The sequence below is a fragment of the Streptomyces niveiscabiei genome, from assembly GCF_033794345.1.
Lineage (GTDB): Bacteria > Actinomycetota > Actinomycetes > Streptomycetales > Streptomycetaceae > Streptomyces > Streptomyces niveiscabiei.
On record NZ_JARAYJ010000034.1, the window covers coordinates 1 to 17,821 of the forward strand.

Annotated in this window: 20 protein-coding genes; 9 read left to right on the forward strand and 11 right to left on the reverse strand. The window is 72.3% G+C overall.

Annotated features, from left to right (window positions below):
- Positions 1-1,016: 1,016 nt before the first annotated feature.
- On the reverse strand, positions 1,017-1,808 hold the full coding sequence (locus PV682_RS33910) for a DUF429 domain-containing protein (protein WP_319735667.1): 792 nt from the start codon (positions 1,806-1,808) through the stop codon (positions 1,017-1,019).
- Between the two features lie 261 nt (positions 1,809-2,069).
- Between PV682_RS33910 and PV682_RS33915 the strand changes: the two genes are divergently transcribed.
- From PV682_RS33915 to PV682_RS33925, 3 genes are all read left to right on the forward strand, one after another.
- Positions 2,070-2,654: a sigma-70 family RNA polymerase sigma factor gene (locus PV682_RS33915; RefSeq protein WP_319735591.1), complete on the forward strand. Its 585-nt coding sequence runs from the start codon at positions 2,070-2,072 to the stop codon at positions 2,652-2,654.
- Entirely contained in the window at positions 2,651-3,403 is a 753-nt protein-coding gene (locus PV682_RS33920; protein WP_319735592.1) for an anti-sigma factor, read from the forward strand. Before PV682_RS33915 ends, PV682_RS33920 begins: the two co-directional genes overlap by 4 nt.
- A gap of 76 nt (positions 3,404-3,479) precedes the next feature.
- Positions 3,480-4,049 carry a helix-turn-helix domain-containing protein gene (locus PV682_RS33925; RefSeq protein WP_319735593.1) on the forward strand — a complete coding sequence of 190 codons (570 nt, stop codon included), beginning with the start codon at positions 3,480-3,482 and terminating at the stop codon, positions 4,047-4,049.
- A gap of 6 nt (positions 4,050-4,055) precedes the next feature.
- On the opposite strand, the gene PV682_RS33930 is transcribed toward PV682_RS33925, so the two are convergent.
- From PV682_RS33930 to PV682_RS33940, 3 genes are read right to left on the reverse strand one after another with little or no spacing between them, the layout of a single operon-like run.
- Positions 4,056-4,394 (reverse strand): Asp23/Gls24 family envelope stress response protein, encoded by a 339-nt coding sequence (locus PV682_RS33930; protein ID WP_319735594.1) that lies wholly within the window; start codon positions 4,392-4,394, stop codon positions 4,056-4,058.
- Positions 4,391-5,011 (reverse strand): Asp23/Gls24 family envelope stress response protein, encoded by a 621-nt coding sequence (locus PV682_RS33935; RefSeq protein WP_319735595.1) that lies wholly within the window; start codon positions 5,009-5,011, stop codon positions 4,391-4,393. The genes PV682_RS33930 and PV682_RS33935 overlap by 4 nt, the downstream gene beginning before the upstream one ends.
- Positions 5,008-5,607: an RNA polymerase sigma factor gene (locus PV682_RS33940; protein WP_319735596.1), complete on the reverse strand. Its 600-nt coding sequence runs from the start codon at positions 5,605-5,607 to the stop codon at positions 5,008-5,010. Before PV682_RS33940 ends, PV682_RS33935 begins: the two co-directional genes overlap by 4 nt.
- A 253-nt stretch (positions 5,608-5,860) precedes the next feature.
- Here PV682_RS33940 and PV682_RS33945 point away from each other — a divergent pair, with 253 nt between their 5' ends.
- From PV682_RS33945 to PV682_RS33970, 6 genes are all read left to right on the forward strand, one after another.
- Positions 5,861-7,450, forward strand: coding sequence for a sulfite oxidase (locus tag PV682_RS33945; protein WP_319735597.1), 1,590 nt, complete (start codon positions 5,861-5,863; stop codon positions 7,448-7,450).
- A gap of 81 nt (positions 7,451-7,531) precedes the next feature.
- The gene (locus PV682_RS33950) at positions 7,532-8,188 is read left to right on the forward strand and encodes a fasciclin domain-containing protein (protein WP_319735598.1); all 657 of its coding nucleotides are present in this window, start codon (positions 7,532-7,534) and stop codon (positions 8,186-8,188) included.
- Positions 8,189-8,320: 132 nt separating this feature from the next.
- Positions 8,321-8,821: an Asp23/Gls24 family envelope stress response protein gene (locus tag PV682_RS33955; RefSeq protein WP_319735599.1), complete on the forward strand. Its 501-nt coding sequence runs from the start codon at positions 8,321-8,323 to the stop codon at positions 8,819-8,821.
- A gap of 54 nt (positions 8,822-8,875) precedes the next feature.
- A complete protein-coding gene (locus tag PV682_RS33960; RefSeq protein ID WP_319735600.1) occupies positions 8,876-9,061 on the forward strand; it encodes a hypothetical protein in 186 nt (61 codons plus the stop codon).
- Positions 9,058-10,032 carry a DUF6286 domain-containing Asp23/Gls24 family envelope stress response protein gene (locus PV682_RS33965; protein WP_319735601.1) on the forward strand — a complete coding sequence of 325 codons (975 nt, stop codon included), beginning with the start codon at positions 9,058-9,060 and terminating at the stop codon, positions 10,030-10,032. The genes PV682_RS33960 and PV682_RS33965 overlap by 4 nt, the downstream gene beginning before the upstream one ends.
- Entirely contained in the window at positions 10,032-10,616 is a 585-nt protein-coding gene (locus PV682_RS33970; protein WP_319735602.1) for a hypothetical protein, read from the forward strand. Before PV682_RS33965 ends, PV682_RS33970 begins: the two co-directional genes overlap by 1 nt.
- A gap of 378 nt (positions 10,617-10,994) precedes the next feature.
- Here PV682_RS33970 and PV682_RS33975 read toward each other — a convergent pair whose 3' ends face one another.
- From PV682_RS33975 to PV682_RS34005, 7 genes are all read right to left on the reverse strand, one after another.
- A complete protein-coding gene (locus PV682_RS33975; protein ID WP_319735603.1) occupies positions 10,995-11,816 on the reverse strand; it encodes a DUF1295 domain-containing protein in 822 nt (273 codons plus the stop codon).
- Positions 11,813-12,832: a cyclopropane-fatty-acyl-phospholipid synthase family protein gene (locus tag PV682_RS33980; RefSeq protein WP_319735604.1), complete on the reverse strand. Its 1,020-nt coding sequence runs from the start codon at positions 12,830-12,832 to the stop codon at positions 11,813-11,815. Before PV682_RS33980 ends, PV682_RS33975 begins: the two co-directional genes overlap by 4 nt.
- A complete protein-coding gene (locus tag PV682_RS33985) occupies positions 12,829-14,109 on the reverse strand; it encodes a class I SAM-dependent methyltransferase (RefSeq protein WP_319735605.1) in 1,281 nt (426 codons plus the stop codon). The genes PV682_RS33980 and PV682_RS33985 overlap by 4 nt, the downstream gene beginning before the upstream one ends.
- Positions 14,106-14,834 carry a DUF1365 domain-containing protein gene (locus tag PV682_RS33990; RefSeq protein ID WP_319735606.1) on the reverse strand — a complete coding sequence of 243 codons (729 nt, stop codon included), beginning with the start codon at positions 14,832-14,834 and terminating at the stop codon, positions 14,106-14,108. The genes PV682_RS33985 and PV682_RS33990 overlap by 4 nt, the downstream gene beginning before the upstream one ends.
- Entirely contained in the window at positions 14,831-16,090 is a 1,260-nt protein-coding gene (locus tag PV682_RS33995) for an NAD(P)/FAD-dependent oxidoreductase (protein WP_319735607.1), read from the reverse strand. The genes PV682_RS33990 and PV682_RS33995 overlap by 4 nt, the downstream gene beginning before the upstream one ends.
- A 778-nt stretch (positions 16,091-16,868) precedes the next feature.
- Positions 16,869-17,324 carry a pyridoxamine 5'-phosphate oxidase family protein gene (locus PV682_RS34000; protein WP_319735608.1) on the reverse strand — a complete coding sequence of 152 codons (456 nt, stop codon included), beginning with the start codon at positions 17,322-17,324 and terminating at the stop codon, positions 16,869-16,871.
- 125 nt (positions 17,325-17,449) lie between these two features.
- Positions 17,450-17,791: a hypothetical protein gene (locus tag PV682_RS34005; protein ID WP_319735609.1), complete on the reverse strand. Its 342-nt coding sequence runs from the start codon at positions 17,789-17,791 to the stop codon at positions 17,450-17,452.
- Positions 17,792-17,821 lie beyond the last annotated feature (30 nt).

The window sequence follows — 17,821 nt, forward strand, 5'->3', positions numbered from 1 at the left end:
GAACCGAACTCCACGACGCATTCGTCTCTTTGGCCTGCGCTCTGATCTGCTGGAGACGCCTCAAGAAACACCGATCATGATCGTGTTACGAGCTCTTAGCCTCGATCTTTCGTGAGCTCGGGCGGCTCTCCGGGAAGGACTTCGTTTCGAAGGAGGCACCGACGATCGGCTCACCGGTCCATGGGAGTTGCCGTCACCCATCGCCGCTCCCACGAGGCACGCGCCCCACGAAAGGGTGCGGCACTCGAAGCGCGTCTCGCGGAACGCGGCCCACTCGCCGACCGGCCGTCTCATGCGAAGTGCCGTGCGACTCATCGAGAACATGATCGACTGTTGGATGAGATCTCACGGCTCCCCAGAGGTCACCGGCCACCACGCGCAGTAATTCGGACTCGGCTATCCGAAGGATGTCTGACAGATGTCGAGTCGCCCCTCGCCGAACCGGCAGGACGGCTGGTGCACGACCTGCGGGGAATCTCCTTGCCCATACGGAATCGACACGGTCGCGCAGGATCTCCTCGACGATCTGATCCAGGGATGCGATCAGGCCGACGCCTTGGCGAGGGCTGTCGGCGAAGTCGAGCGAGCCGGCAACGACTTCGTCGGAGCCGACCTCAGCAGGATCAAACTGGATGGAGTCCTGCTCGAAGGAATCCTGTGCGACGCCACCACACGGCCGGAAGCACGGGAAGTCGGTACATCATCTCCCGCCACCCGATCCATCGGCGGGCTCCGAGACCTACGCATGACGAGACGATGAGCGCTCGTGTCTGCTGGTGCCGCGTCGTGCCAGCCCATGACGTTTCCGCTGATCAGAACAGGTGTCTCAGGTTGGGCTGTGCTGCTCCGTGTCGCACCGTCCAAAAGCGTCCGCCCACCGGCTGTCCACCGATGGAAGCGCCAAAAGCAACGGCCGTTGTCGACTGGACGTTCCGGTCCGAGGTCCGATGCCCTCGCGAGCGCTCGTTGTCTCCGGACCACCGCATAGCCCATGCCCGAAGAACCCGTCTCTGGGTTCAGAACTCGGTCCGCCCCCGAACTTCGGCAAGGCCGACGTCCCGACGGGGCAGGTGTATCCAGCCCTCGACCGCGGCCATGGCCCGCTCATGGTCGGTGGCAGGCGCCTCTGTCAGGCCACGCGCGGCGGCCCGTGCGACGACTGCCGAGATCAGGGCGTCCAGGTCGTGGTCACTGGCCGTACACCGGTCACGGACCCGGTCGGACAGCTCCAGGTCCAGGCCGGCTTCAAGACCGGTGAGAATCCGGGACCGCGCAGCCGTGGCGCCCTTGCCCTTGTAGGTCCCCTCTTGGGCGAGTCCCCACTGGATGAGCGCGAACGCCGGGTAGACCTCGACAACGGAGCCCGAGCCGTCGCGCGGTACCGCCGGACCGCCCTCGGCCAGCCGGGCCAGCAGACCGGCCGCACGCATGGCGACGATGCCGAGCTTGTCGGCCGACACCGACAGCGGACGCCGCTTGCCCGCCCCGGTGCGCTTCCAGGCCACGTCATCGGTCAGCCGGTGGGTGAAGGTGTTGCCGAGTCCGGGGCGGCCATCGGCGCACGCTGCGTGGTGATCGAGCGCAGGCAGCTCGCCACCGGTCCGGTGCGCGGTGAGCAGGGCAATGAAGGCGACCGGCCAGCCCAGGGGCGAATCAAGCCCCGTCTTGTCCGCGGACCGCATCGCCGCCAACAGGTCGTCGTCATGCCTCGCGGGAAGGAGTTCGGCCGTAGGCCGCCGCCCCCACGTCACACGGCACACGCCCGTGGTTCCGGTACGCCCGGCCAGATCAACGCCCACCGTGACCATGGCACCACGCCGCACCCCGCCGTCGGCCTCTGCTGTCACGGGCTGCACCTGCACGTGGTCTCCCTTCTGTGGCCCACTGGCAAGTGTTCATCCGCCGTCGGCCACCACCAGGAGTCTGCCGGACGGCCCGGACCGCGCTGTTCCCGGTCCTCCCCGGTCCTCTGCCACCGACGTCGGCGAATTTCGCCACGAGTGCAACCAATCCACGTGGCCGACGGGAACGGATTACGCCCGGACATGTCCCGACGGTGGAGGACCTCGGTGAAAGAAGCGGTACATATCATCAGAAACCCCTCTGCGGGGCCCGACCTGGAGGAACTCGTGGGGCAGGTGGCCCTGGGAAACGAGGAAGCGTTCGCTCACGTGTACGACATCGTCGCGGGCCCGGTCCTGGGCGTCGTGCGTGCCGTCCTGCGGGATCACGCGCAGTCGGAGGAGGTGGCGCAGGAGGTCCTGGTGGAGGTGTGGCGGACAGCTCCCCGCTACCGGCCCGATCGCGGAACGGCGGTCAACTGGATTCTCACCCTGGCGCACCGCCGGGCGGTGGACCGGGTCCGTTCGGTGGACGCCGCGACGGCCCGGGACCACAAGGCCGCACTGCTCGACAAGGTGCCGGAGTACGACGAGGTGGCAGAGCATGTCGAGGCGCGGCTGGAGCGGGAACAGGTGCGGCGCTGCCTGCGCACGTTGACCGAGCTCCAGCACCAGGCCGTCACGCTCGCCTATTACCGGGGCCTGACCTACCGCGAGGTCGCCGAGGCACTGGAGATCCCGCTCGGGACCGTGAAGACCCGACTGCGCGACGGACTGATCCGGCTGCGCGACTGCCTGGGGGTGACCGCGTGACGACCATCGACCCGCACCGGCTGACGGGCGCGTACGCCCTGCACGCCCTGTCCGACGAGGAGAACGCCTCGTTCGAACGTCACCTCGCGGACTGCGAGCCCTGCACGCAGGAAACGGCCGAGCTCGGCGCGACCGCCGCCCGTCTGGGACTGGCCGTCGCCACGCGTCCGGCCCCGGCACTGCGCGAGCAGGTGCTGCGCCGGATCACGACCGTCCGCCAGGAGTCGCCCGGCGCGTCCGTCCGGGTCCTTCCGGCGCGGGCGGGACTCACGGCCCGGCTGGTGTCCCGGTGGGCGCTCGCCGCCTGCCTCGCGGCGGCCACGGCGCTCGGCGGGACGGCGGTGTGGCAGCACCGGCAGGCCGCGGACGCCCGCGCCGAGGCACGCCAGGCGTCCCGGAGTGCCGACGAGATCGCCGCTGTCCTGTCCGCCCCGGACGCCCGCGTCCGGGCGTCCGGGCTGGCCGGCGGCGCGACCGGTACGGTCGTCGTCTCCCACAGCCGGGACAGGGCCGTGTTCGCCGTCTCGGGAATGGCCCGTCCACCCGGCGGCAAGGTCTATCAACTCTGGTTCGACGACGGTGGGACCATGCGGTCCGCCGGGCTCATGGACCCCGGCCGCAGCGACCAGGCCGTCCTGATGCGAGGCGGTGTCGACCAGGCGTCGGGCATGGGCATCACCGTCGAGCCCGACGGCGGCTCGAAGCAGCCCACCACCGCGCCGATCGCCTTGATGGCCTTTCCTGGCTGACCACGACTCGATACTGCATACGGGTGCATTACATGACATAAAGTCACATGGCGTGCCGACTTGTTGTCATACGGTCATGACGATCGATGTTCTGCCCCGACAGCCCATGCCGTCCCACCCCCGTCGACGTGACGGCAGAGTCCCGTTGCCGGCCCCCGAGGAGCGCGTACGGCTGCGCCGGGCGTGGCGGCTCACCGAAGAGCAGGTCGCCGCCGCGTTCGGCGTGACCGTGTCGACGGTCCGCTCCTGGGAGGCGGGGCGCACCGCACCGACCGGTCTGCGCCGGGCCTCCTACGCCGCGTTCCTCAGCGGACTGGCGTACGGGCTGGTACCGGTCCCGGCTGCCGGCGCTGCTTCCGCGACCGGCACACGGCCGGCCCGGCGGGCCGAACGCTCACGCCGAGCCGTGCCCCCGCCGGCGGCCCGGCCGCTGGAGGGTCGCCGGGGCGAAGGCCCGCTGTCGGACGGTGCCGTGCCCGTCCTGCCCGGACGTGCTCCGGCGCCGGCTGCCGGGCGGCCGGTCGGCGTTGGACCGGACCCGGTCTCCGCCCTCCGTCTGCGCAGGTTCCGGATGACGGCGACCGCGGTCGGAGTGTGGATCGTCGTGGCGCAGTTGATGGCGACCGCGCCTCCGCCCCACTGGTGACCGGCCTCAGAGCAGCCCTGTGACCGTCACGGTGATCCGGGGCGGGGATTCGGCGGGGGCCAGGACGTCCAGGCGCCGCCCTACCTCGTCGCGGACACCGCGAGCCACGTCCGCGGTCCGCACCTGCCGGAGCGCCACGACGTGGATCTCGACGTGCCAGGGCCCCTCGCCGTCCGGTCGGGTCATCCGGACCCCTGCCGGGTGCTGCGCCGGTCGCGGCAGCGCGGTGCGCAGCCGGCCGGCCAGGCCGGGCCGGAGGAAGGCCACCCCCGGTACACCGGTCACGGCGGTGGCGAGTTCCTCGACGAGCGTGCTGTGCGGGGTCCTCGCGGTGTGCTCGGTCATGGCGTACGGCCTTCCCGGTCGTCGTCGGCCGTCAGGGGGAGGAGGTCCGTGACCCGGATGTGTACGGCCGCTATGGCCATGCCCAGGGCGCGGTCGGCGGCCTGTCCGACCTGTTCCCGCACCCGTGCGGTGAGGTCGGGCAGGGGAACGCCGGTCGGGGCGTGGATGTCGAGGCGGACCTCGACCGTTCCGTCCGCATGGCCGTCGAGGAGGCGGCAGGAGCCGGCGTGGACGCCCGGGACCGTCTCCGCCGCGGCGCGCAGGGCGCGGGCCGCGACCGCTTCCATGATCCACAGGTCCTCCGAGGGGTCACCCAGCGGCAGGGGGCGGCCCGGACGCAGTTCGAGGCGGACGACGTCCATGATCCGCCGGGTCAGCGGCTCGGCGTCGTAGGAGCCGGTGTCCGCCGTCTCCGTGCGCAGCCCGCGTACGGCGGACTCCAGTTCGTCGAGCCCGCGCACCGCGTGCCGGCAGTGCGGGCAGGTCCGCGCGTGGGTGTCGTCGGCCTGGGTCTCCCAGTCGGCCCACGCTCGGGACAGCAGCCGTCCGCAGGGCAGGAGTTCGTCATCGTCCTCCTGCGCGGACGTGCCGTACGGCGGGTCGGTCCGGTCGGTCATCGCCAGGCCCCCAGTGCTTGTGTCAGACAACGGCGCGCGCGGAAGACACGGGCGCGGACGGCCTCCTCGCTGATGCCCACCGCTTCCGCGACGAACTCGTAGGATCGCCCGTCCAGCTCCCGCAGCACCCAGCAGGCCCGCTGTTCGGCCGTCAGCAGGTCGAGGGCCTCGCGCAGTTCACGTACCGCGCTTCGGCCCTCGGTGATCCGCGCCGGGGACGTGCTGTACTCGGCCGCGGCCACGTCCTTGGCCTCCTCCAGCGGGGCCGTGGGCCTGCGGGAACGCAGCACGTTCAGGCAGCGGTTGGTGACGATCCGGTATATCCAGGTGCCGAAGGAGGAACGTCCCTGGAACTCGGGCAGCCGTCGCCAGGCGCTGAGGAAGGCGTCCTGGACCGCGTCCTCCGCCTCGGTCCTGGTGCCGAGCAGCCGGGTGGCGAGCCGGGTCAGCGACGGCGCGTGCCGTTGCACGAGCACGGCGAACGCGTCCTCGTCGCCCTCCGCGGCACGGACCGCCAGCAGGGCGTCATCCGTGTCGGACCGGGTGTCCGGTGGTGCGCTGCCGCATGGTGCGCTCGGTGTGCGGGCCCCCGCCACTGGGCGGCTCCTCTCGTCCGGTCTTCCGGTCTTCCCTTGGTTGGACCCTTCGGTGCGGTCCCTGTTACGCGGTACTTCGGGGCGCGCGGGCCCGGCGGATGCGGACGGCCGCCGCCCTCTCCGACGGCCGGCGAAACGAAAAACGTTCGACAAGGAATCCGTAGCCGAAGCGGGCGCGGATTGGCGGGAAAACAAAATTCATCCGATCGTGGGTGCGACCAATCCGGCGGGGTTCCAGAACCGGATTCCTCACGTGACCGAGAACGAGAAGGATCCCCGCCGCCGGCCCGGCCCGACGCGGCTGCTGCTGGGCGCGTTCAGTGGTGTGCTGGCCGGGTGTGCGGCGCTCGCGGTCGCCGAGGCCGTAGCGGGTGCGGTCCGCCCGCAGGCCGGTCCCGTCGTCGCCGTGGGCGGCGCCGCGATCGACCGCACGCCCGCCGCGGTCAAGGACTGGGCGGTCCGGCATTTCGGCACCGACGACAAGCTGGTTCTCCAGCTGGGAATTCTCGTGGTCCTCGCGCTTTTCGCGGTGTCGCTCGGAATTGCCGGACTGCGGTTCCGCCGTACGGCCGCAGCGGGCGTGCTGTCGTTCGGGGTGGTGGGAGCCCTCACGGCGACCGGACGGCCCGACTCGGCCGGCGTCGCGGACGCGCTGCCCTCGATGGCCGGGGCCGTCGCCGGAGCCGTACTCCTGTACGCGCTCACGGGCCGCCTCGCACCCCGCCCGCCCGCGCCGGTGCCGTCCGATGCGGACTGGGACCGCCGGGGCTTCGTGATCGCGGCGAGCGCGGCGGCCGTGGCATCGGCGGGAGCCGGTCTGCTGGGCCGGTCCCTGGCCGGAGCCAAGGGACGGGACGCGGTCGCCTTCCGGCGGAACGTAGTGCTGCCCGCGCCCGCGTCTCCCGCTCCCGCCGTACCGAAGGGCGCGGCACCGAAGGTCTCCGGCCTCAGCCCGTTCATCACGCCCGACGCGGACTTCTACCGCGTCGACACCGCCCTGGTGGTGCCCAAGGTGGACGCGACGTCCTGGCGGCTGCGGATCCACGGCACGGGCGTCACCCGGCCGGTCACGCTCTCCTACGACGATCTCCTGCGCCGCACTCTGGTCGAGCGGGACATCACGCTGACCTGTGTCTCCAACGAGGTCGGCGGCCCCTACGTCGGCAACGCCCGCTGGACCGGCGTACGGCTGGCCGATCTGCTGGCCGAATGCGGGGTGAAGCCGCCCTCGAAGGGTGGCCCCGCCGATCAGCTGGTGGCCCGTTCCGTGGACGGCATGACGATCGGCAGCCCGGTCGAGGACGTGATGGATGGCCGTGACGCCCTCCTCGCCCTGGGCATGAACGGCGAACCCCTGCCTTTCACGCACGGCTTCCCCGTCCGCATGGTGGTGCCCGGCCTGTACGGGTTCGTCTCCGCCTGCAAATGGATCAAGGACATCGAGCTCACCACGTTCGACGCCTACGACCCCTACTGGGTCAAGCGCGGCTGGGCCCGCAGGGCGCCGGTCAAGACGCAGTCGCGCATCGACACACCGAAGCCGTTCGCCCGGCCCGAGGCGGGCACGGTGATGGTCGCCGGCGTGGCCTGGGCCCAGCACCGCGGCATCGACAAGGTCGAGATCCGCGTCGACGACGGTCCCTGGCAGGAGGCCCGGCTCGCCGCCGAGGACACGGCCGACACCTGGCGCCAGTGGACCTTCCCCTGGCAGGCCACCAGGGGCGGCCACACCCTCACCGTCCGGGCCACCGACCGTACCGGTGCGGTGCAGACGGAGAAGCGCACCCGCACCATTCCCGACGGCGCCAGCGGATGGCACTCCGTGGTCGTGACCGTCGACTGAACCACCTTCCCCTTTCCCCGTGTCGAGGCAGCTCAGGCTGCGCCGATCAAGCCGATCAAGCCGATCAACAGGAGAAACACCATGAACACCCGTATCCGCCGTACCGCCGCCACCCTGGCCGCCGCGGCCGTCCTGCCTCTCGCCCTGAGCGCCTGCTCCGACAGCGGCTCCGAGTCGGCGAAGTCGGATTCCGCGTCGGCGTCGGCGTCGACGTCCGCCCCGGAGGACGGCATGACCGGCTCCGGCAGCGGCACCGCCACGGACAAGCCCTTCGGTCCCGCCTGTTCCGCAGTGCCCGCGAGCGGTGCCGGTTCCTTCGACGGCATGGCCCAGGACCCGGTCGCCACCGCCGCCTCCAACAACCCGGCGCTGTCCACCCTCGTGGCGGCGGTGCAGAAGGCCGGCCTGGTCGACACCCTCAACAACGCCCAGAACATCACCGTGTTCGCTCCCACCAACGACGCCTTCGCCAAGATCCCGAAGGCCACCCTGGACAAGGTCCTCAACGACAAGGCCCAGCTGACGAAGATCCTCACCTACCACGTTGTCGGCCAGAAGCTCACGCCGAAGGACCTGGAGAAGGGCTCCTTCGAAACCCTGGAGAAGGGGAAGCTCACCACCTCGGGCTCCGGCGAGTCCTACACCGTCGACAGCTCCGCCAAGGTGGTCTGCGGCGGCGTCAAGACCGCCAACGCGAACGTCTACATCATCGACAGCGTCCTGATGCCCACCAGCTGACGCCGCGTCATCGGCGGGGTGCCACGCGTATGGCACCCCGCCGATCTGTTTCCGGTCCCTCGTCACAGACGCGCCTGGACCGGGTCTGACGACGTGAGAGCCCGTCGAGAACGAAGCCGAGAGGAACCCGCGATGACCACGCAGACCGCATCCGCCCCCAAAGACCTGTCCGCGCCGCAGACCGGCAGGCCGCCCCACACCACAGCCGTGTCCGGTGGCACGGCCGGGGCCGACCAGCCCGCGCCCGACCGGGGCCGTACCTCGATCGCCGACGTCGTCGTCGTGAAGGTCGCGGGCATCGCGGCCCGCGAGATCCCCGGTGTGCACGACATGGGCGGCGGCCTCTCCCGCACCATCGGCGCCGTCCGTGACCGCGTCCCCGGAGGCCGGCCGAACGTCGGGCGCGGCGTCAAGGTCGAGGTGGGCGAACGGCAGACGGCGGTCGACCTGGACCTGGTCGTCGAGTACGGCGTCTCCGTCATGGACGTGGCCCGGGACGTCCGGGAGAACGTGGTCGACGCGGTGGAGCGGATCACCGGCCTGGAGGTCGTCGAGGTCAACATCACCGTCAACGACGTCCACCTGCCCGACGAGGACGAGTCCGGGAGCACCGCCGGCTCCCGCGTGGAGTGACGGCGCCGGGCACGGGACACGCGGTGAGTCGTACGAGGTGAGAGGCACAGGGACATGAGCACACCAGTGGTGGGAATGACCGCGGGCATGGCGCTGGCGTTCGCCGGCTTCTTCGGCGGGTTCGGCGCCTTCCTGCTCGTGGCCGCGCTCGGCGGCCTGGGCTGGGCGCTGGGCCGGTGGATCGAAGGCGGCGGCAGCGTCCAGGACGTGCGCGACACGTTCGAGCGGAACCACCGATGACGGCCTCGGCCGAGCGGGGCACCACCACCGTCTCGGAACGGGCCGTGCGCCGGATCGCCGAGCAGGCCGCCACCGAGACACTCCCGCGACGGGGAGTCTCACGGGCGACCGGGGCCACGGCGTCCGTGCACGGCGGGCGGGCGGAGCTCTCCCTGGGGATGACGCTGCCCTACCCGGCTCCCCTCACCGACACCGTGCGGGACGTCCGACATCATGTCACCGCGCGCACCGGGCAGTTGACGGGGCTGGACGTGACATCCACGCGGATCACGGTCACCTCGCTGGCCGCGCTCCGGGGACCGGTGCCCCCCGCTCCCCGGAGCGAGGAGGGCCGTACGCCCCGCCGTTGGTGGTCCCAGCGCCGGGTCCCCGTCGCCGTGCTCACGGCGACGGCCGCCGCGGCCTGTGGCGCGCTCGCCTTCGACATGGTCCAGGTGCACACCTCCCACCGGGCGGTCGCGCCCTGGCGGGTCCGGGCCGTGGACTGGCTGTCGGGGCACGGGCCCGGGGATCCGGCCGTGGTCGCCGTCGGCGCGCTCACCGCCCTGCTCGGTGCCTGGCTGATCCTGCTCGCGGTGACCCCGGGCCGGCGCCGCCAGTCCACGGTCGCCGCGTCCACGGCCCGTGTGGACGCGGCGGTGGACCGTTCCGCGGTGCGGTCGCTGGTCCATGACGCGGTGGCGGACGTGCCGGGGACCGGAGCGGTGCGCGTACGGGTGCGCAGGCGCCGCGTCAGCGTCCGGGCCGGTCTCCGCTTCGGCGACCGGGCGCACACGCGGGACGCCGCCGCAGCCGCCGCCCGGAGCGCCCTGACCGCCTGCGACCTGCGTCGCGTCCCCCGACTGCGGGTCATCGTCGTCCCGGAGCCGGTCTGGGGCCCGCCTCTCCACCCGGTGCGGGAAGCACCCCACGATCACACGGCCGACCGGTCCATGCCAGTGTCCGCTCGTACCCCGGAAGGCGACATGTGATGAGCCGCGCCCGTACGACCGTCAACCGGACCGTCCTCACCGCCGCCGGGCTCGCCATGCTCCTGGCGGGCGCGTGGCTCAGCCTGACCGGTGGGCCCCTCCGTGAGCGGCTGCCGTCGTGGTGGCCGGCCACAGGCACGGACACCGTCCTGCTGGACCGCACCCGCCTGGCACAGCTCCGTGCCGAAGACTGGTGGACCCCCACCGTCCTGGCCGCGACGATCGCCCTGACCCTGCTCCTCGCGTACGGGGCCCTCGGGCAGCTCCGCTCGGGCCCGGCCCGGCGCCTGGCCCTGCCCGCTCCCGGCTCCGCCGTCCGCACCCAGGCCCTCGCGGAGGCCCTGACCGCCCGCGCCGCGACCGTACCCGGGGTCGCCCGCGCCCGGGCACGCGTACTGCCCCGCCGACGCCAACGCCTGGACGTCGGTCTGCGAGTCTGGCTGCACCCGGGCACGCCTCCGCACGCCGTCCTGCCCCCGCTCCAGGCCGTGATCGCCGAGGCCGAGCGGGCGACCGCGCCGTACACCTCGTACACCCGCATCCGGCTGAGCACGCTCTCGCGCGGGAAGTCCCGTGTCCGCTGAACCGTGGGCGGGGCCGTGTCCCGCGTCGTGAGTGAGCGACCTTGCCCTACGGGCTCCGGTGGGCCGCGCGGCGGCCACCCCGTCGGACCCGGCACGGCGGCCGACCTGGCGCCGACGCCACAAGCGCTCCCGAACCGCGGCGATACGGCGATGACCTGCGGATTTCCACGCCTTGATCCCCTGCACCGGTGTGCAGGGCGGCCCGGCCGCACGGACGGCAGGACGTCCTCTCGGGGTAGCGCGGCGGTCACGGTCCACAGCACCGGGTTCGTCCGCGGGGCCGGGCGCTCCGGAAGGGACTCGGTGTCGTCCCCCAGCACGATCGGAAGCCCCGTGTCGCCTTGAGCCGCACTCGCGCCTTGTCCTTCGGCCGACCCGTCACCGCCGCCCCCGGCGTGTGCCCCGCTTCGGCGGCCGGGGGAAGAAGCCGCTGGTGCGGGCGCGGTACTCGGCGTAGCCGGGCCGGTCCGCCATGTGCCGTTCCAGTAGCCGCTTTCCGCTGCCCCGGGTCAGCAGCAGGCTCATCACCAGGGGCGACACGGCGGACACGGCGGCTGCTGCCGGGGAGTCGCAGACGAGCAGGAACAGGCCCCACCAGACGCAGAAGTCACCGAAGTAGTTGGGGTGCCGGGTCCACGCCCACAGTCCCCGGTCCATGATGCGTCCGCGATGGGCGGGGTCGGCCTTGAACCGGGCGAGCTGAGCATCGCCGATCGCCTCGAAACCCACGCCGGCCGCCCACAGCGCGACTGCGGCCCAGGCCAGGAACGACGGCCGGCCGGGCACGTACTGGGCCGCCTGCACGGGCAGGGACACCAGCCACACCAGGGCGCCCTGGAGCAGGTAGACCATGCGCAGGGCGTACGTGTTCCGGCTGCCGGGAGCCTTCGCGAGCATCGCCTCGTAGCGCGGGTCCTCTCCGTGGCCCCGGCCCCGGCGGGCGATGTGCACCGCCAGGCGCAGCCCCCAGACCGCCGTCAGCACGGTCGCCAGCAGCCGCCGTACGGGATCGCCGTGCCCGGCGGACGCCGCGAAGGTCACGGCCGCCACCGCCGTGAAGCCGATCCCCCAGGCCACGTCCACGATCCGGTGCAGGCCCAAGCGGAGCGCGACGGCGAAGGTCACGAGCATGACCGCCAGGGCCGCGGCGGCACCCCAGGCCAGGTTGAGCGCGAACACACTCCACGGGAAGGTGCTCACAGGTCTTCGTACCCAGCGCTTGAGGTGGACGGCATCCCGGCCGCGCCGACCGGATAGGGCCGCCACACCCGGGCGGTCTCCTCACCGGCCAGCCGCACGAAAGCGTCCCAACGCTCCTCCAGGGTGTGGTGCCAGGCGGCGACCGTACGGGCGTAGTGCTCGCGCAGCGACTCCGTGTGCCGGACCTCCAGACCGGCTTCCTCCAGCAGCGTCACGGTCTCGCCGAGGGGACGCATGTGCGTGTCCGGGGCGTTGTACGCCTCGATGAACGCCGGGTACTCGGCGTCCCCGACGTGCTCACCCATCTCGACCGTGGCGACGGCGTCGTATCCGCTGCCCTGGATGTCCCGGTAGTCCTGGCACACCACCTCCACCCGCTCGGTGAGTCCGCGCTCGCGCACCTGTCCGCGCACGTACGCCGCCTGCTCCCGGGCCAGGGTGGCGGCGGTGACCTGGACGCCGTGCCGTTCGGCCGCGTGCAAAACGAGTGAACCCCAGCCGCAGCCGATGTCCAGCAGCCGGGCACGGGGTTCCAGGGGCAGCTTGCGGCAGATCAGCTCCAGCTTGGCCCGCTGTGCGTCGGCGGCGGTGAGGCCGGGCTCGTCGCTCGCCCAGTAGCCGCAGGAACAGGTCATGGTCTCGTCGAGGAGAAGGCCGTAGAAGTCGTTGGACAGGTCGTAGTGGTGGCTGATGGCGGCCCGGTCGGTGGACGTCGGCCGGGGCGGGCGGGGGCCCCGCTCCCGCTGGGCCGCCCACATGGTCCGCAGCCCCTCCGCGAGGTCGCCCTCGACATCGAGTTCGCCGGTGACGTACGCCTGCGCGAGGCCCAGCTCGCCCGGCTGCCACAGCAGTCGGCGCAGTGCGCGCCGGGAGCGCACCACCACGACGGGTGCGTCGGCCGGGCCGGTCTCGCTGCCGTCCCAGGCGCGCAGGCGCAGCGGCAGGGGACCATCGAGCGCGTCCTCGACGAGGGCGGCGAGCAGCTGGGCGGCACCGGGCCGGGCAAGGGTGCTCATCGGGTGGGATTCTCCTTGGTCTCCTCGTTCTCCTTGGTGAACAGGTACTGCTGGACGTCGAGGTAGCCGGAGCGGAATCCGGCCTCGGAGTAGGCGAGGTAGAAGGTCCACAGGCGGCGGAAGGTCGCGTCGAAGCCGAGGGCGTCGACCTCGTCGGCGCGGTGCGTGAACCGCTCGCGCCACAGCCGCAGGGTCTCGGCGTAGTGGGCGCCGAAGGCGTCACGGCGGGACAGGCGCAGCCGGGTGTGCTCGCGGGCGGTGTCCTCGATCGCCTCGGTGGAGGGAATGAGGCCGCCGGGGAAGACGTACTTGTGGATCCAGGTGAAGGTGTCACGGGCGGCCAGCATGCGGTCGTGGGGCATGGTGATCGCCTGGAGCGCCACCCGGCCGCCCGGGGCGAGCCGTTCGTCGAGGGTGCGGAAGTAGTCCGGCCAGAACTCCGCGCCGACCGCCTCGATCATCTCCACGCTGACGACGGCGTCGTACTCCCCGCCCGCCTCCCGGTAGTCGCGCAGCTCGACCGCGACGCGGTCCTGGAGGCCCGCCGCCCGTACGCGTTCCAGGGCCAGGGCCCGCTGCTCGGCGGAGAGGGTGAGCGAGGTGACGCGGGCGCCTCGGGCGGCGGCGCGCAGGGCCAGTTCGCCCCAGCCGGTGCCGATCTCCAGCAGCCGGGTGCCCTCGCCGGCACCGGCGAGGTCGAGCAGCCGGTCGATCTTGCGGTGCTGGGCCGCCGCCATGAGGTCCCAGCTCGCCGGGAAGCCGCGGAAGACGGCCGAGGAGTAGCTGAGGGTGTCGTCGAGGAAGAGGGCGAACAGGTCGTTGGAGAGGTCGTAGTGGCGGCTGATGTTGGCGCGGGAGCCGTCGGGGGTGTTGCGTTCCTCGTGCGGGTGCCGCAAGGCCCACAGTCCGCGCAGGCGTTGCAGCGGGGCCGGGATCAGGCCGGCCAGGTCTCCGGCGAGCACGGTCAGGACGGCGACGAGGTCGGGGGCGTCCCACTCGCCGGCCATGTAGGACTCGCCGAACCCGACCAGGCCGCCGGTGCCGATCCGGGCGTGGAAGGCGGCCGGGTCGCGCACCTCCAGCAGCGGGCCGCCCCGTCCCGCGTCGTCGCGGCCGGCGAACCGGGCCCGCACGGGCAGCCCGTCCAGCGCCCGGCGGACCAGCGCGCCGGTCACGGCGGTACGCGGCCACGAGGATGCGGGTACGACGGCCACGTCCGGCCAGCGCTCGGCGTCGACGGGCGTGTCGGCGGTGCTGCGGTGGTCCGCGGTTCTCATGTCGTGTTCTCCGGGGTGCGGTGGTCGTCGGGTCGGGGCTGGACGGGCAGGCCCCGCAGGTGGAGGCGGATGCCGTGGAAGCGGATCGCGGCCGAGACGGCGAGGGTGGACCAGGGGTGGCGCAGGGCGGCCCGCAGCAGGTTCGGGACGGTCGCCGGGTGCCGGGTGCCGTGGACGGTGGCCGTCAGGGTGCGGGCGGCCTCGCGGTCCAGGCGCACGGTCAGGTCGAGCCGGGGGCCCGGTCTCGGCAGCCGCATGCGGTAGCGGCCGTCCACGGGGAGGAACGGTGAGACGTAGAACTCCTTGTCGGCACCGGCCGTCCCGGTCTCGTCGGGGTGGAGGAGATAGGCGTGCCGGCCGCCGTAGGTGTTGTGCACCTCGGCGACCACGCAGCGCGGTTCGCCGTCGGGTCCGTGGCACCAGTACAGGCTGATCGGGTTGAACACGTACCCGAACACCCGGGCGTGGGTGAGCATCAGCACCGGCCCGCCCTCCAGGTCGACCCCGTGTCCGGCGAGGAAGGCGTCGAGGGCGGCGCGCAGGGACGGCTGGTCGCCGGTGAAGTGGTCGCGCGGGTCGAACCTGGCCAACGGCCGCAGCGGGAGGGGCAGTCGGGGCGGGCGGTCGGGGTCGATCAGCCACATGTACGTGCGGTGGCGCAGCGCGTACCGCGACGGGGTGGTCCGAACATGGCGGATCGTGCAGGTGTACAGGGCGGCGTTCACCAGCGTGCCCCCAGCGCGGCGGCGGCCTCGACGCCTGAGCGGCAGCCGTCCTCGTGGAACCCCCACCCGTGGTAGGCACCCGCGAACACGCAGACGTCGCGGGCGAGTTCGGGCAGCCGGCGCTGGGCGGCCACCGACTCCGGGGTGTAGACGGGGTGTTCGTAGACCATGCGGGCCAGCACCCGTCCGCTGTCGACGCGGTCCTCGCCACCCAGGGTGACGACGAACGTCTCGGCGGCGTCGAGGCGTTGGAGCCGGTTCATGTCGTAGCTGACCCGTACGCGGTCGGCGCCCGAAGTGCAGGACGGCATGAGGTAGTTCCAGGAGGCGCGGGCGCCGCGGGCACGGGGCAGCAGCCTGGTGTCGGTGTGCAGGAACGTGGTGTTGCGCGAGTAGCGGAACGCCCCCAGCACCTTCCGCTCCCGGTCGGTCGGGTCGGCGAGCAGGCGCAGCGCCTGGTCCGGGTGGACCGCGATCACCACGGCGTCGTACGACTCGGTGGTGCCGTCGGCGACGGTCACCTCGGCGCCGTCGTCGCGGCGGCTCACCGCCCGGACGGGGGTGCCGGTGCGAATCTCGCCGATGTGCTCGGCAACCCGGTCGACGTACTCGCGGGAACCGCCGGTGACCGTACGCCACACCGGTGAGCCGCCGACCGACAGCAGCCCGTGGTGCTCCAGGAAGCGGAACAGATAGGCGGCCGGGTAGCGCAGGGCGGTGACGGCGTCGCAGGACCACACGGCCGACACCACCGGAGTCATGAAGTGGGCGCGGAAGTAGGCCGAGAAGCCCTCCCGGTCCAGGAACTCGCCCAGGGTGAGGTCCTGTTCGCCGTCCCGGGCCAGCAGGCGCCGCGCGGCCCGGTGGAAGGCGGGCACCTCCGCGAGCAGCCGCAGGTACGCGCCGCGCAGGGCGTGGCGGGGGCGGGCGAGCAGACCGGCGGGGCCGCGTGCTCCGGCGTACTCCAGGCCGCAGCCCTCGCACCGGACCGACATGCTCATCTCCGACTCCTGCGTGGCGACGCCGAGTTCGTCGAAGAGGCGCAGGAGGTTCGGGTAGGTGCGGCGGTTGTGCACGATGAACCCGGAGTCCACGCGGTGCACCCGGCCGTCGTACGGCGAGGTCAGCTCGTGGGTATGCGCGTGTCCGCCGAGCCGGTCGTCGGCCTCGTACAGGGTGACGTGGCAGGTCCGGCCCAGGATGTACGCGGCTGTCAGTCCCGCCACGCCGGAGCCCACCACAGCTGTCCGCCTCATCCTCTTTCCTCCCGGGCTCGCGATCAGGTCCACGCGTAATCCGGAGCAGGTGGCGCCGCGGATTGGAGTGGAGCCGCATCAGGTTCCGGGGCCTCGGGGGCACCGTCGACGAACCGGAGGGCCAAGGGGCGGGGGCGTACAGGACTCGATCACCCGCTCGGTACCAGGCTCCCTGTCCGCGCCTGGCCCCCCGAGCACTCTCCTCGCAGCGCCGCCGTCTCCGCGTTTCCCCTGAGCGGTGCGCACCTTGACGTCGCTGGTCACGAAGCTGGCGCGCGTGGACATCGGGATACTCGTGCCGGTCGAAGAGCCGAACGTATGCCTCGTACTCACAGCCCGGCCAGGACCGCCCGCAACGCTTGGGCGAAGCAACCGGATCGAACTCGGTATCGTGCCCCGATTCCCACTCCGGCAGTTGCTCATCCGAGTACCGGCCGGAGGCGAGCGCGGCACGACCGGACCGATCTCCACCACGGCAGGCGGGCGAGCCCTCCGGTCACCCCCAAGCCCGCGCCTTGCCCTGGACGTGACACTGTCAGGACCACCTAGTCCCGACGTCTCCGGCAGCCCCATCGAAGACCGGTGGACTCCACCCGTCGGCCGGGGTGGCGAGAATCTCTGACGGAGTTTCACGCACGGCTGTCCACCGGCTGTCCACCGGGGCTTGCCTCGTCAGCATGAACCGCTCCCCGCAAGCCGTCGAAAGACCAGTTCAGCCTCACTTCACCGATCCCGTCGCAGAGACGAAACCTCTGGCCTGCGCATGACGACGCGCAGATCACAGGTCGTCGGCCACGAGCCGGACCCCCGTCACCAGCGCCGGAAGGATCCGTACCGCGTGTTCCATGGTCCGGTCGACCCAGGGACGCAAGAGCGTGTCGTACAGGGCGAGTTCGGACGGGTCCGTGACGAGGTGGGCGTAGCCGGTGACGACGACGCTCCAGCCGAGGTGGGTGCGGGGGTCGATGTCGTCGGCCTCGTAGGCGACGACGACGCCGGTGGCGTCGGTGTGGGTGGCGTGCAGGGTGAGGGCGGCGTGTTCGTGGGTGCGGATGACGAGGGCGCCGTCGACGACGACGTGGTTGACCGGGCGGATGGTCGGCAGCGCCTGTCGGGTGAAGACGACCCGTCCGAGGGAGACGCTGCCCAGCAGCCGCAGCGCCTCGGCGCTGTCGAGTTCGACGCTTCTGCGCACGGAGACCGGGGTCGGGGCGTGGGTGGGCTCGTCGGTCATGGTGAGTTTCTGTGAAGGGGTGGCAGTGCTCGGTCGTACGGGCGGAGCGGCACCACGGGGGTGGGTGCCGCTCCTGTCTCCACTGTCCCGCCGGAAAGGTCCCGGCTCCGGGACCGGCCGGCCTTTCATGTCCCGGGGGCCGTGCGCCAGGGAGGTGGCGTGTGCGTCCGGCTGTGGGCGGCCTGTCCGGCGCGCGCGAGGACCCGGTCCTCCAGCCGGTCGGCGAGTTCCCGCGCGGTGGCCTCCTCCGCGTGGACGACGAGGACCGTGCCGTGCACCAGGAGCCGGGCCGTGGCGCACCAGGGCCGCCGGATGTGGTGGGCCTGTGCCCTGACCACGGTCAGCGCGCCCTCGGCGGCCAGACCGAGACGTCCGCAGGCCGCGTCGAGCTTGGCGAGGAGCCGGGTGACCTCCTCCTCGCCGACCTCGCCCTGAGCTCTGACCCGTACGGCCCCGTGTGCCGTCATGTGCCTCACGTCCTTCCGCTCATGCGACGG